The sequence below is a fragment of the Maribrevibacterium harenarium genome (assembly GCF_006385675.1).
Classification (GTDB): domain Bacteria; phylum Pseudomonadota; class Gammaproteobacteria; order Pseudomonadales; family Marinomonadaceae; genus Marinomonas; species Marinomonas harenarium.
This window is the reverse complement of the sequence record NZ_VFRR01000013.1, coordinates 1-14,737: the sequence shown is the minus strand read 5'-3', so window position 1 is coordinate 14,737 and position 14,737 is coordinate 1. Positions and strand designations below refer to the sequence as shown.

At 43.2% G+C, this 14,737-nt stretch carries 10 protein-coding genes; 9 read left to right on the top strand and 1 reads right to left on the bottom strand.

Annotated features, from left to right (window positions below; genetic code table 11):
• Positions 1-75 precede the first annotated feature (75 nt).
• From FJM67_RS08165 to FJM67_RS08125, 9 genes are all read left to right on the top strand, one after another.
• Positions 76-789 carry a DUF7424 family protein gene (locus FJM67_RS08165; protein ID WP_140588318.1) on the top strand — a complete coding sequence of 238 codons (714 nt, stop codon included), beginning with the start codon at positions 76-78 and terminating at the stop codon, positions 787-789.
• A gap of 562 nt (positions 790-1,351) precedes the next feature.
• Complete coding sequence (locus tag FJM67_RS08160; RefSeq protein ID WP_140588316.1) at positions 1,352-4,633, top strand: helicase-related protein; 3,282 nt, start codon at positions 1,352-1,354, stop codon at positions 4,631-4,633.
• On the top strand, positions 4,626-5,480 hold the full coding sequence (locus FJM67_RS08155) for a DUF4391 domain-containing protein (protein WP_140588314.1): 855 nt from the start codon (positions 4,626-4,628) through the stop codon (positions 5,478-5,480). Before FJM67_RS08160 ends, FJM67_RS08155 begins: the two co-directional genes overlap by 8 nt.
• A gap of 38 nt (positions 5,481-5,518) precedes the next feature.
• Positions 5,519-7,378, top strand: a complete 1,860-nt coding sequence (locus FJM67_RS08150) for a site-specific DNA-methyltransferase (RefSeq protein ID WP_219845930.1) — start codon at positions 5,519-5,521, stop codon at positions 7,376-7,378.
• A 1-nt stretch (position 7,379) separates the two neighbouring features.
• Complete coding sequence (locus FJM67_RS08145; protein ID WP_235890019.1) at positions 7,380-10,397, top strand: type III restriction-modification system endonuclease; 3,018 nt, start codon at positions 7,380-7,382, stop codon at positions 10,395-10,397.
• A 51-nt stretch (positions 10,398-10,448) separates the two neighbouring features.
• Positions 10,449-10,667, top strand: a complete 219-nt coding sequence (locus FJM67_RS08140) for a hypothetical protein (RefSeq protein WP_140588312.1) — start codon at positions 10,449-10,451, stop codon at positions 10,665-10,667.
• Positions 10,660-11,121 carry a hypothetical protein gene (locus FJM67_RS08135; RefSeq protein WP_140588310.1) on the top strand — a complete coding sequence of 154 codons (462 nt, stop codon included), beginning with the start codon at positions 10,660-10,662 and terminating at the stop codon, positions 11,119-11,121. Before FJM67_RS08140 ends, FJM67_RS08135 begins: the two co-directional genes overlap by 8 nt.
• An 18-nt stretch (positions 11,122-11,139) precedes the next feature.
• Positions 11,140-11,745, top strand: a complete 606-nt coding sequence (locus FJM67_RS08130; RefSeq protein WP_140588308.1) for a hypothetical protein — start codon at positions 11,140-11,142, stop codon at positions 11,743-11,745.
• Positions 11,746-11,893: 148 nt separating this feature from the next.
• Positions 11,894-12,658: a hypothetical protein gene (locus FJM67_RS08125; protein ID WP_140588306.1), complete on the top strand. Its 765-nt coding sequence runs from the start codon at positions 11,894-11,896 to the stop codon at positions 12,656-12,658.
• Positions 12,659-12,857: 199 nt separating this feature from the next.
• On the opposite strand, the gene FJM67_RS08120 is transcribed toward FJM67_RS08125, so the two are convergent.
• On the bottom strand, positions 12,858-14,666 hold the full coding sequence (locus tag FJM67_RS08120; protein WP_140588304.1) for an ATP-binding protein: 1,809 nt from the start codon (positions 14,664-14,666) through the stop codon (positions 12,858-12,860).
• Positions 14,667-14,737: the final 71 nt, after the last annotated feature.

Below are 14,737 nucleotides of genomic sequence, written 5' to 3'. Positions count from 1 at the left end.
AAACTGATGATGAAACTTTTGTATTGGCGCTAAAATCACTGAGAAAAAGAAGAAACAATTAGAAAGGAACCCAATATGCACTACGTTAAATCAGCTTCAACCGCACTATTAGCAACATTATTATTAACTGGGTGTAAACAAGAAGTATCCTCGACTTTATATATTAGAGACTTGATTGAAGTCGCAAATACTGCTAATAACCTTACAACTTTCGCAGAAATTAAAATTGAAACCTCAACCAGTGAGATGTGTTTCAATAAAAAAAGTGAAATCACAAGAGCTATCTCTCCCTTCTTCATTAACCTAGATAAAATACACTGCATTAAAGAGGGGACAGCTGATTTTTATCACGCAGTTTTTGAACTGCCAATGATTAAGGCTGAAGGAAAAATTAGCAATGAATTTAAAGGTGGTTTTTCTGCTCAACTAAGTAACCAAAGCTACGGGATAGATATCTTTCTAGCCGTGAACCTCGATCTGTTATCAGATTTAGATAATAACTTACGCAGTAACTTCATTGGCAGCGGTGGTATTAATCCCGAAGATATGAACATAAAAATATCAGTGAATAATGACACTAGAGATACATATTCTCTTACTACGGAAGGCGTATTCTTGGACGGGCTTGCAATTATCACTGGTACTAGGTACACAGTAGATCTAGAAAGAAGATCCGAATCGGTTGTCACATTAGCTGACGTATCAGTGTCCACACTGACAGGAAGAGGCTGGGGATCTTTTGCTTACGTAGGAACAGTTTCACCGAAAACACCAGATGCTAAAAAGTAGTAAGAATCAACAAGCCTTCTCGAGGCATTTTATCCAGCCTCCATTCTCTGGATAAGTCAACTTTAAAGAGATAAGTGTTTAGCAAGCAAAGGCATTTATATTAGGAAGCCAAAATATGACTTTGTAATCCGACTAGCGCAACTATGGTTACAAAAAAGCTGAGCGACTTCTTTACAGCGATTGATCTTTTTGAAGTCAAATCCAGCGAGGACGTTGAAGTGTCTGTGAGGGTTCGTGAAGCGAACCAAGAGAACCAATAGAAAGATTGCGACATAAAATGTCGTCTTCGTGGATACAATATAACAGCTAAGTTTGTACGAGATATCAATTTCAATACAAATACGGGCTAGGTGCTCACGCGGCTAGCACAGAGTTGTGTACAAGATTGTCTGAAGATCAACTATTTTGTAATATTCGTCCACATCGATGTTAGTTATGTTCTCGATGGTGACTTGGCGTACGATATGGTTTTTATATTTACTGTGGTAAGTAAAGGCTTTCTTTGGCGGCTTTGAGCTCTATCTCGGCCCCTACTATCGATGAAAAGACAGGGAATTTTATTTTGTTACTGGATAACAAAACCAGCGGCCACGTTGGTATCGAACTGAAAAAACACACCTTTTCTGGCTCCAAGCTCTCTGTTCTGTCGAGCCTGTTTACCCTATACGGTTTTGCCTCGCTGAAGCACGAGCTGAAGCAGCTGGAGTCAGCAAGGATCATTTTCAGCGAATGGGATTCGTTCAATTTACAGAAGCTAGTCGGTTCTGAATCAGACGTTCGAGTGCTGAATCAACTGCAACAAAAACGCATCGCCAGTGAGTTCGCCCAATGGTTGGCAAACAAGGCTGAAGTGAAAGCTAGTGTACGGCCTCAGCCGGGGCAGAACATTATTCATCTGTACGTACCCGAACAAACAGGCTCGCCCGAGCAAAGTTTTGCCATCAGCGGCAGTGCCACGCTCACCCCAACCGGGCTCGGCGACGTACGCTCCGACTCACTGCACATGAGCATGGGTTTGTCTGATCCAGAGAGCACCCGGCAGCTTCTGACGTGGTTTGATAATGTCTGGGCTGATTCGCTGAGCCTTCGTGATATTAAGAATGATCTCATCGCCAGATTGGATAGCATCGCCGCCGATCAACCGGCCAGCTTTATATATTTCCTCACGCTATTTCATTTGTTTAAAGACTTCCTCGAAGACATCGACGAAGACAACATTATCCGCAGTAAAACTGGCTTTAAAGATACCTTGGTCTGGAACAAACTCTACAAATTCCAGAAAGACGGTGTGCTGGGTGCAATAGACAAGCTCGAAAAGCACAACGGCTGCATCATTGCCGACAGCGTGGGTTTGGGTAAAACCTTTGAAGCCCTGGCTGTGATCAAATACTACGAACTACGTAATGATCGCGTGCTTGTTCTATGCCCGAAAAAGCTTCGTGACAACTGGTCCATGTACACGGTCAACGACAAGCGCAACCTGCTCGCAGCTGACCGCTTTAATTACGACGTACTAAACCATACCGATCTGACCCGGCCGAAAGGCTACTCGGGCGAAATAAATCTGGAGACACTTAACTGGGCCAATTACGACTTGGTAGTCATCGACGAATCCCACAACTTCCGTAACACACCGAGCAAGGTAGAAGGTAAAAGCCGCTACGAGCGGCTGATGAACGACATTATTCGCTCAGGTGTCAAAACCAAAGTGCTGATGCTGTCGGCAACACCGGTCAACAATCGCATGAACGATCTGAAAAATCAGGTCGCCTTCATTACGGAAGGTCGGGATGATGCCTTTGCCGAACAGGGTATTAAGAATATTGAATCCACTCTGCGGCTTGCCCAGAAGCAATTTAATCAGTGGGTCAGTGAACCGGTCGAAAAGCGCACTACGGCGGCCTTACTCGATATTATGAGTTTTGACTACTTCAAACTACTCGATATCGTTACCATTGCCCGCTCCCGCAAACACATAGAAAAGTACTATGGTACCGAAGATATCGGCCGCTTCCCGACCCGCTTGCAACCGAAAAATATTTATGCCGACATCGATGTCTCCGGCGAGTTTCCGCCCTTGAAAGACGTCAACAAAACCATCAGACGACTGTCCCTAGCGGGTTATTCTCCGCTGAAATTCGTGCGCGAAGCCAAAAAGGCCGAATATGCCCGTCGTTACGATAAAGCCGTCGGTGGTGGTAAAGGGGTATTCAGGCAAATTGACCGTGAAGAAAGCCTGATTCACCTTATGCGCGTCAATTTGCTGAAGCGTATGGAAAGTTCCATTCACTCATTTACTCTAACGGCCACCAAACTTGCTCAGCAAGTCGAGCGACTGCTAGCCAAAATCGATGCCCACGAATCAGAAGAACTGACCGAGCTGAATATCGAGGATATTCACGACTTTGAGTTGGAGTCCACCGAGCTGGAAAATTACATGGTGGGCAACAAAACCAAAGTACTGTTGCAGGATATGGATCTTATTCGCTTTCGGCAGGAGCTGGAAGCCGATCACGAATTCCTAACTTACATTACCGAAACTGCACAAAGTGTTAATGCAGACCGTGATGCAAAGTTAGAGCGGCTTAAACAGACCATTGCCAGCAAGGTGGTTAACCCGCTAAATCCTGGCAATAAAAAGGTGATCGTGTTTACTGCGTTCGCCGACACGGCTCAATACCTGTATGCCCATCTGGCGCAATGGGCGCATTTCGAACTGGGCATTCATACTGCATTGGTGACGGGCGGCGGTACCAATAAAACCACTATGACGGGCTTAGGTTCCGACCTCAACAATATTCTGACCGCCTTCTCGCCGGTATCTAAAGAGCGCTGCAAAGTCGACCCAACCGCCACGACGGAACTGGATTTACTGATAGCCACCGACTGCATCAGTGAGGGGCAGAACCTGCAGGATTGCGATACGCTCATCAACTACGACATTCACTGGAACCCGGTACGCATCATTCAGCGCTTTGGCCGTATCGACCGTCTTGGCAGTAAAAACACGCAAATCCAGCTCATCAACTTCTGGCCCAACATGGAGCTGGACGAATACATCAATCTTGAAGCCCGTGTTTCCGGGCGCATGGTCTTGCTGGATATATCCGCCACAGGTGAAGAGAATGTCATCGACGAAAGCGCCAAAGACATGAATGACCTTGAATACCGGCGCAGACAACTGCAGCAACTCAAAGACGCGGTAGTCGATCTGGAAGACATGAGCGGTGGTGTATCCATTACCGACCTAACCCTCAATGATTTCCGCATGGATCTGTCAGGTTATATGAACGACAAGGCGCGCCTCACAACGCTGGAGCAGGCACCGCTAGGCCTGTATGCCGTAGTTAGCATTGATGAAGATCTGGCCGCCGATGGCATTAAACCGGGCGTTATCTTCTGCCTGAAGAATATCCGCAGTGGCAAAGAAGCCGTTCAGGTCGATGATAACTACCCACTAGCACCATACTTCCTGATCTACGTGACCGCTGATGCCGAAGGCAGCACGGTAGTTGAGCTGAATTTTACCCAAAGTAAAAAGATACTCGATCTGCTCAAGCGTAAAGCCTTCAAACACAAATCGCCCGATCAATCTGCCATCACCGAAGCTAACCACATGACACGTAACGGACGTGATATGAGCCACTTTCAGCATCTATTAGCTGTCGCCGTAGATAGCATTGCGGGCAAAAGCGAAGAAAAAGGCATCGAAAGCTTGTTTAGCAAAGGCGGTACCGTACTTACTTCCACCTCTAGCCAAGGCATTGAAGACTTTATGGTGGTGTCCTACCTGATATTGACAGCCGCTGACGAAGCAGAAGGTCAAGGAGAGGGTCATGCCTGAACTGGGATTAGGCTTGCCACAATTCGAAGCCTTTCTTGAAGGCTTGAACGTACACAATAGCTGTGTGCTCAATAAACCCCTGTTCAAAAAGATGTTTCAGGAGCACGCCGACCTGGACGCCAAAGACAAAAAGGCTCTGAAAGACGATGTTGATAAAATCCGCTGGCTCTACACCTTAAAGCCCAGCACCATCAATATCGCGCCTTTTAGTGATGACCTGCATGATTATGGTGAGTTGGCCTTTCTATACGTGGAATTAAACAATACCAAAAGCGCTGATCGAATTGGCCACCTAATCAACCGGGCGATTCCTTACCCATTAGTCATTTTCTTTGTGCACTCTGAAAGCAAAATTATAGAAAACGGCACTGAAGCAGATGACGAACCGGATGTAAAAGATCGGAAAAAAGAAGACCCCAACGAACAACTGGCTATTTGCCTAGCGGACAAACGCATTAACAAAGCGGATCAAACAAAGTGGGTTATTGAAGATTTTCAGCTATCGCCTTGGTTATCATTGAGCAACGTAACGGAACTCGCCAAAGTATTTTTTAACAGCCTGAACTTTACCTGCTTGCCGCACAGCAACTTCTGGCAGTTCTATCAAGCCATTATGGCCTGTGTCCAAGCCTTTCAGTGTGCTGAAATCTGCGGGCGCTTTTCTTTGGTGGATGGTGAAGCGGCGAAACAGCAGCAACAGCAATTGCAACGCTACCGTCAAATCGAGCAGGACATTAAAAGACTACGCGCCCAGATCAAAAAGGCCGAATTCAGCCAACAGGTTACCTTGAATACCCAGATTAAACAGCAGGAACAGCGGCTCAAGCAGATCGCTGAAACTCTGTAACCGAATTGCCGAAAGCAGAAGAATCAAGAGGAAACACAGTGAAAAAAGTTATTCCAGAAGTGGATAGTAAAAGCATGGACATAGTCGCTGACAACATCAGCAAGCTGAAAGAACTATTCCCGGAAGCTTTTACCGAAGGCAAAGTAGACTTTGAGGCCTTGAAAGAAGTGCTGGGTGAATACGTTGATGGCCGCGAAGAGCGCTACAGCTTCACCTGGAACGGCAAAAACAAAGCTCGTATGTTGGCACAAACCCCAAGTACCGGCACATTACGCCCTAGTAAAGAAGAATCCGTTGATTGGGATACCACCCAGAACCTGTTTATCGAAGGCGATAATCTTGAAGTGCTCAAGCTGCTGCAAAAGAGTTATCACAAAAAAGTCAAAATGATCTATATCGATCCACCGTATAACACGGGTAAAGACTTTGTTTATAAAGATAACTTTAAAGACAACATCAAAAACTACAAAGAGATTACCGGCCAGGTGGATGGTGAAGGTCGAAGCTTATCTAGCAATCCAGAAACCAGTGGGCGCTATCATACCGATTGGTTAAATATGATGTATCCGCGTTTAAAGCTAGCAAGAAATCTTTTGCAGGATGATGGGGTTATTTTTATCAGTATTGATGACTCCGAAGTGCCCAATTTGCGAAAAATATGTGATGAGATATTTGGGGAAGAAAATTTTGTGTCAAATATTATTTGGCATAAGAAATATGCAGCTTCAAATGACGCAAAAGGCATTCCTGCGATGCATGATCATATTTTGGTCTATCAAAAATCTGATAGATTTGAGCGAAAGCTATTGCCACGAACGGAAAAGCAAGATGCACTATATAAATATGACAGTGATGATGGCCGAGGTAGGTGGCGTCCTGACAATTTAACGGTTAAGACTGTATCCGAGTCATATCTATACGAAATCGTGAATCCTAATACAGGGAAGTCTTATTCACCATCGCAGGGCCGGTGCTGGCTTACAAATGAAAGGAAAATGCTGGAGTGGATTGATGAAGGCAGAGTTTTTTTTGGACAAAAGGGGGATGGTGCCCCCCAACTCAAACGATATCTTTCAGAAGTTCAAGATGGAGTTGTTCCCACTTCCTATTGGTCCTATGAAGAAGTGGGTCATACGGATAGTTCTAGAAAAGAATTGAAAAAGCTATTTGAGACCTCTGCTCCATTTGATAATCCTAAACCGACAGCGCTACTAAAAAGGATTATTCAGCTATCGGTAAATAATGATGAAATGGTTCTTGACTTTTTTGCTGGCTCTGGGACAACAGCTGATGCTGTCTTCCAGTTCAATTGTGAAACAGGCACTAACATTAGATTCATAGCAATTCAGCTACCCGAAATAACTGAAGATAAAACTGATGCTTTTAAGGCTGGTTATAGATTTATCTCCGATATCACGAAGGATAGAATTCGCCGCGCTGCCGCGAAGATCAAAGAAGAAAATCCAGATTATCAAGGCGATCTTGGCTTTCAAGTTTTTAAACTCGACTCCACCAATATTAAGCCCTGGGAGCTAAATTTTGACCTCACGGAGCAGGATCTGGAAGATCAGATCTCCAATATCAAGCATGGCCGTGAAGATGTAGATGTGCTCTACGAAGTGCTGTTGAAATATGGTTTGGATCTGACCTTACCTATTGCTGAGCATATCGTAGCGGGTCATAAAGTCTTTGACATCGGCATGGGCGCACTGATGATCTGTCTGTCTGACGACATTACTCTCGACGTGGTGGAGGGCATTGCCAAGCTCAAAGACGAACTGAATCCAGAAATTATGCGGGTGGTCTTCAAAGACGCCGGTTTTGCCGACGACGTGGTAAAAACCAACGCGGTACAGATTCTCAAGCAGGCCGGAATTGAAGACGTAAGGAGCCTGTAACATGAGTATGAATATTCAGTTCGATGCCAATCTGGATTATCAGCGAGATGCGATTGAGTCAGTTACGGGCGTATTCGCTGGTCAGGAAATCTGCCAGACCAACTTCACTGTAGCGCCGTTGCAATCCTGGGAGGAAGGCTCGCTGTTTCATGGTACGCAGGAAGATACCCTAGGTATTGGTAACCGCCTACGCCTGCTGGATGAAGATATCCATGCCAATATCCGCAAAATACAGCTGAAAAATGGCCTCGCGCCGTCAGAAAATTTTGATTCCAAAGGCGGCATCAACCTGACAGTAGAAATGGAAACCGGCACTGGTAAAACCTACGTGTACCTGCGTACGGTTTTTGAAATGAACCGTCTCTATGGTTTTACCAAGTTTATTATCGTCGTGCCGTCCATTGCCATTAAAGAAGGTGTGCAGAAGTCGCTGGAAATTACGGCGACTCATTTTAAAGAGCTTTACGAAAACGTTGCCTTTGACTATTTCACTTACGATTCCAGTAAGCTGTCGGATGTGCGTAATTTTGCGACCAGCCCTGATATTCAAATCATGGTGATCAATATCGATGCCTTCCGGAAAAGTTTTACCGATCCGGAGCAAGAGAACAAAGCCAATATCATTCACCGGGCACACGACCGCATGACCGGTGCCAGGCCGATCGAATTTATCCAGCAAACCAACCCGATTGTGATTATTGATGAGCCTCAGAGTGTAGATACAACTCCGAAAAGCAAAGAGGCTATCGCCTCGCTTAACCCCATGTGCACCCTGCGTTATTCGGCAACGCACGTCGAAAAGCACCATATGCTCTACAAGCTGGATTCCGTCGATGCCTACGAGCAAAAGCTAGTTAAGCAGATTGAAGTGGCAGGCATTGAGGTTAAGGATGGCCACAATAAGGCTTATATAAAGCTACTCAGTGTGAACAATAAAAAAAGCCCAATCAGTGCCAAAATCGAGATTGATACTCGCCTGAAGAATGGCAGCATTAAGCGCAAAGAAGTCACGGTAACCAGCGGAGCGGATTTGCTGGATGTTAAGTACAGCGGTGGTCGCGACGTATACGATGGCTACATCATTGAAGACATCTACTGCGAACAGGGCAATGAATACATCAGCTTTACCAGTAAGCCCGATATTCTGAAACTGGGCCAGGCCTTGGGCGAAGTAGACCCGGATGAGTTTAAACGCCTGCAGATCCGCAAAACCATTGAGGAACATCTCGATAAAGAAATGCGCCTGCGCCCACTGGGTATTAAGGTGTTGAGCCTGTTTTTTATCGACAAGGTCGCCAACTACCGTTGGTATGACGAAGACGGCAATCCGCAAAAGGGTAAGTTCGCCCTGATGTTTGAAGACGAATACGATCGCGCCATTCGCAAACCCAAGTACAGCCAGCTATTTGAAGGCGCCGACCTGGATACGGCTGCGGATGGTGTGCATAACGGTTATTTCTCGGTCGACAAGAAAAAAGACAGCTCAGGCAACGAGATGGTGAAAGACTCATCCGGTAAAACCGCTGCTGATGAAAGCGCCTATAACCTGATCATGAAAGATAAAGAGAAGCTACTGAGCTTTGATTCAAAGCTGAAGTTTATCTTCTCTCATTCGGCGTTAAAGGAAGGGTGGGATAACCCCAATGTATTCCAAATCTGCACCCTGAACGAAACAAGCTCAGTCATTAAAAAACGTCAGGAGATCGGCCGTGGCTTGCGTATCTGTGTAAATCAGAGTGGTGAGCGGGTACACGGCTTTGCGGTGAATACTCTCACCGTGATGGCCAATGAATCCTACGAGCAATTTGCAGAGCAATTGCAGAAGGAAATCGAAAACGAAGAAGGCATTAAGTTTGGTGTGGTTGAGAAACACCTGTTTGCCAATATCGTGGTGCCGGTTGACGATCACAATCACGAATACTTAGGTACAGAGGCCTCGAAACAGCTGTGGGAACACTTGCAGAGTGAAGGTCATATCGATAGCAAAGGTAAAGTCCAGGATAGCCTCAAGGTATCGTTAAAGAACGGTACTCTGGCGTTGCCAGAGGCATTCCAGCTCCATGCGGCACAGATTGTATCGGTGCTGAAAAAAGTATCCGGTAACCTAAACATCAAGAACCGCGATGACAAAGCCAAGGTTTCCCTGAATAAGGCCGTGTATCTGAGCCCCGAGTTCCAGGCGTTGTGGGATCGTATCAAATATAAAACCACGTTCCGCGTGGACTTTGATACCAACGCCTTGATCGAAAAGTGCGCTGAAGAGATTAAAATTAACCTTCAGGTAGGCAAGGCTCGCTTCACTTATCGCAAGGCGAAGACTGAAATTGACCAGGGTGGCGTGCATACTGAGCAGGTTCAGGAAACAACTAGCGTGTACGAATCTCGCGCGTTTGATTTACCCGATTTGGTCACTTACTTGCAGAATGAAACCAACCTGACGCGCCGCTCAATAGTTGCCATTATTAACAAAAGTGGTCGCCTGGAATCATTTAAGAACAATCCACAGAAGTTTATCGAGCAGGCTGCCAACATTATCAAAAGTCAGATGCGTCTTTTTATTGTTGATGGCATCAAGTACCACAAAATTGGTGATGATCAGTTCTATGCTCAGGAGTTATTCCAACAGAACGAATTGTTCGGCTACCTGAAAGACAACATGGTTAAAGCTGAGAAGTCTGTTTTTGACCATGTGGTTTACGACTCCGATATCGAGCTGGAATTTGCCTCAGCCTTCGAGCGAAACGAGGATATCAAACTCTATGCCAAACTTCCCGGCTGGTTCAAAATTGATACGCCGTTGGGTGGCTACAACCCTGACTGGGCGGTGCTAATTGAGCAAGATGGGAAGGAAAAGCTCTATTTCGTAGTCGAAACCAAGAGCACGCTTTTCTCAATTGAACGACGCCCTGAAGAAAATGCCAAAATCAAATGCGGTTATGCACACTTTGAGGCACTGGGTGATGATGTGAATTTTACAGTATCTAACTCGATTGATGAGTTTTCAGGAAGGTACTCATAATAAATATGCTCATATTTTTAAATTTATTATCTCATTGAAAAAGGAAAAGATATGCCACCAATGATAATTTTTTGGGTTTTAGCTGGAACATTTTTTGTAGGCTCCCTTGCGGGATTTTTAACATATTTCGCCACATCAACTTTGACGACAATTGTTTTCACAGTTGCAGCTATTATAGTGATATTATATCTGATTCCATTTCTTCCAGATAGGTATGCATTTACTCGAAAGCTTAAAAGAGTAATGAAAAAAGGTGATAAAAATGAATAGATCTATTTTAACTGTATTTTTCTCATTGCTGCTTACGGGATGTTCTTTGAATGACGAGCAGATCTTAGCTTTTGGTAATGCTATTCTATTAATATTCTTTTTGATTGTTTTTCTTGGTAGATTTGCACCAAGAGTTCAGGAGATTGAGGTCATTAAAGATTTCGTTAAAAAATTATCTTCGTTCTTAAGGAAGTTTTCATATTTATTAATTGTGTTGGCTTTGTTTTTGTTTTTATTTGGCGGCTATCAGTATTTTTTTGAAGAAAATAAAAAGCTTTCAGTTTTTTTTCATGTTGGTTTGGTGCTTGCTTATGCAGCTATTAATATTAAGAAGTGGTGTGTGGAAAGCGATGTTTTAGTTAGGAGAGATTTGTTTAGAAAAATAGGTCTTTCGTTAAGTTTTATCGTTGCGCTTATTTTTTTATTAATGGGTGCGCCAGGTCTTTCTGTTTGATTTAAGGGGTTTTTCGAGATGAGTTTCTATGCTATGGCTGAAGCGGAGTTAGATGATCCGATGAGACGACGCGAAAATTTATGGTCATATTGTAAGGCACATTGTGATATGGACATAGATAGAGCTGAAGCTATGTATATTCGTGAGGCTGCTGTTATCATTGAAAATGAATATCGTGAAGAGTTTGAGTGGCAAGAGATACAGCGGGAAAGAATAAAAGAGGAAGAAAGAGTTGATAAAGAAAATCGATTAAAGACTAAAAGAAGAGTAAAAGAGGATATTCGTCGAGCAAACTCTTTGTCTCCAAATTTAAATAAATGGTATTTTGGCTTGGCTGGTGCCATCTTATCGTTGGTGACATTTTCCCTAGGTTTGATTTTGAATGCTGATGGATTTTTTTCCTATCTTTGGAGAGTTCCTGTAGCTATTGTTCATGTTTTTTCTTTGTCTTCATTTATGTATACATCTTTGGTTATATTTAGGTATCATTTTATTTCAGGGGAGAAATCTAAGTATGCGTATATAAAGGATGATGGTGATGTAATTTATAGACTTCCAGATATTGATATCTTGTTGTTTTTTGTTTCATTTATTTTTCTGGTTGTGTTTTATTTTTTTAGCTGATTTTTATTGTATTCATATCCGGATTTATAAAGTGTTTTCTACTTTTTTTGTGGGTGTTTTGTCGACTATTACCTAAAAGTTTAGTTTGACGACGATTTTTGTCGCTTAGTACTGTCATAATATCTTCTTGTCTCAAATGGGGGGGCTTATGACAGAATCAGGAATTCGGTTGAATAAAGATACATTGAATTATCTTTATGATAATGTCATTAAGATTGGCGAATGGCATATCGTTGGGGAGTACCGAGATTATCCAGATCATTTACCTAAATTACTATTGTCTTTATACCGATTGATGTATTTAGCAAGGCCTTATTTGATTGAAGAAGTTGTTCAAGAATCTAATCCTAATAAGGTGAAACGTCATTTTTGGAAGTCGATGAATTACTTGATAGAATATACATTTCGGGACTTCGACAACCATATAAAATATCAAAAAAACTACAAAGCATGGCGAGGTTTTGACAATACAAATCGAAAAATTAAAAATATGATGAATATTTTTATATTTCGATTGGAATTGCTTCGTAAAGAAATAGAATCAAATAATTCAAATTTAAAGTGTATGTCTTTCTCTGGAAAGGCTGTACCTGAAACTAGGTTGGCGTATTGGTCTGGAGCTGGAATCTTTGTGACTAATGACCCTTCAGCTGAAGTGCCATTCAATAAAGAGCTATGCCTGACGCCCTATGCTTATGAAATCACACAATTATGGATTCGAGTACGCGATGCTGATCCTGGTTTGATAAACCATTTAAATAAATTTGCTTTTTATGGTGCTATGGCAGATGCTCTGAACCAGATCCAGAAAAAAGACAGAGATACTTCAGAAAGAGATGTATTGTTAGCAATCTTGGATGCTGGTATTGAATTTTTATCCTATAGCATACCACCTTGTTTTACAGGATTTTAGTCGCATATTTCACCGAATTAATTTTCTCCATTACCTTATTGTTTTCAAAAAATTTTCAGAAGCCAATTGAAAACTTTAAATGATTTTAGATTTGAGAAACTACTACTAATCTGAAAATATAATGATTCTTGATTCTATAACTATGTTTTATGAAATTAACTAAAACATAGTTATAGAATAAAATTAATTAAGTGGCGTTTTAATTTATAAATCCGATAGGTTTTTTATTTCTATTTATTAGGAAGTCGCTGTCCTGCTCTAAGCCTTTTAACAAATTATCATAGGTAATTGGCTGGCATAGGAGCTTTAACCGCTTCAAGACTGCGTGAATATCTCCGGGAGTAAATTTAAATCGACTGAGTAAAGGGCGTAGCGGAGCATCCAGCTCAGAACTAAGCTGGGTCAACATACGGTGACACTGCACTGGAGTCAGGTAGTCGAATTTTACTTTAACAGGGAGACGACGCATGGTCGCGCTGTCTAAATTTTCGATGAGGTTGGTGGCTAGCATGAGCGTCCCTGTAAATTTCTCCATTTGCACAAGTAATTCGTTTACTTGCGTCACTTCCCAGCTTTGTGAAGCCCATTCCCGCTTGCGAAGAAATGAGTCAGCTTCGTCAATGAATAGAATTGCATTATGTCTCTGTGCTTTTTCAAATGCAACGGCAATATTACGTTCGGTTTCACCGACGAAGCTACCAAGTAAAGTCGAGGCTTGGTGACAATGTAGCTTCTTGTTTAGCTTCTTTGCTAAGTAGCGTACAAATGCTGTTTTTCCTGTTCCAGGTGGGCCATACAGGCAAACTTGCCCATGATTGTTTGAAAGGCCTTGGAGTAGGTTTGTTAGGTCAATATTGGTATTAATTAAACCTAAGTCGTAGGTTTCGTCATCCTGATCAGGCTTTGTGTTCACTGGGCGATGACCATTGGCTTTGATGTAGCTATTCAGTATGTCTACCACGCCAAGAGTTGACCCTTTTGGAAGGGTTTTGACGATATCGACGCTTTTTCTGATGTGTGCAATTTCGAGAGCAGGATGTCCACAGAGCTCATCAAGCAGGGTGTCCTGTGTATTTTCTGAGATCAGTGCATTAAGTTGTTCTCGTTTATACTGTTCCGGTACGCTTGGCATTTCGATCAATAGGTCGAAACGGCGTATAAAGGCAGGATCCATCGCGCTTATATCGTTGCTCAACCAGAAACACGGAGCAATGTTGCTCTCCAGAGATTTATTGATCCAAGCCTTGTAGTCTTGCGTGAAAGAAGGGTGAAAAACGCCTTCCACTTCATCAAATAGGATGCAGTTACCATTGCTGCGTCCTAATATGCGTTGCAAAAGTGAATATGAAGCTAGTCGATTACCCGGTTTTAAGGGATTGAAGTTGGTATCAAGAGTTTCGACTTCCCATAGGCGCAACCCCATTTGCAGGCAAATATGACGAACAAATTCTGTTTTACCGGTGCCGGGTGCTCCATAAATTAAAATGTTCCTGTTACGTCTGGCTGCTGCGCTTAATAGCGCCATCGTTGCTTTATACATGCTGTCGATATGGTTGAAGTGCTCGCGGCACAATGTCGGCGGCACGCTCTGACGGGCAAAGTTATCCATCAATTCAGTAAGAGCATTCTCCTCGTAATGCAACATATCGGCGATGCCTTCTAGTAATTCCATACCATGGTGCCGTGTATTTGGACACAGCAGACCAATGCCCCAGAGGCCATTCTCTCCGTTAAGTGCTTCAGTCATATCGCTGGCACTCACATCAAATACGATCTTCATCACCGATTGCATTTTTCGGGTGCTGAAATAGCGACTCATTGAAAAGTGATCGAGTGCAATTTTTATCCGTTCATCGGTCTCACGTACCGTTAGGAACAGCAGAATATCAGCCTGCAAAACGGAGAGGTTCAACGCTCTCGCCATGTCCGCCATGTTATGAAGAATAGGTTTAGCGCTATCTGCATATTCGTGTGAATCGATATGGCGTAAGCGTCCGGCAAACCACACCTAGTTTTTTCAGATTGATTCACCGCAAGTTTTTGGCAAGCTGGTCGTGACAGTGTTGACGATATTTTATA

Coding starts and splice junctions, on each gene's coding strand:
- FJM67_RS08140 (WP_140588312.1), top strand. CDS start 10,449: ATGCCACCAATGATAATTTTTTGGGTTTTAGCTGGAACATTTTTTGTA.
- FJM67_RS08145 (WP_235890019.1), top strand. CDS start 7,380: ATGAGTATGAATATTCAGTTCGATGCCAATCTGGATTATCAGCGAGAT.
- FJM67_RS08135 (WP_140588310.1), top strand. CDS start 10,660: ATGAATAGATCTATTTTAACTGTATTTTTCTCATTGCTGCTTACGGGA.
- FJM67_RS08125 (WP_140588306.1), top strand. CDS start 11,894: ATGACAGAATCAGGAATTCGGTTGAATAAAGATACATTGAATTATCTT.
- FJM67_RS08165 (WP_140588318.1), top strand. CDS start 76: ATGCACTACGTTAAATCAGCTTCAACCGCACTATTAGCAACATTATTA.
- FJM67_RS08130 (WP_140588308.1), top strand. CDS start 11,140: ATGAGTTTCTATGCTATGGCTGAAGCGGAGTTAGATGATCCGATGAGA.
- FJM67_RS08155 (WP_140588314.1), top strand. CDS start 4,626: ATGCCTGAACTGGGATTAGGCTTGCCACAATTCGAAGCCTTTCTTGAA.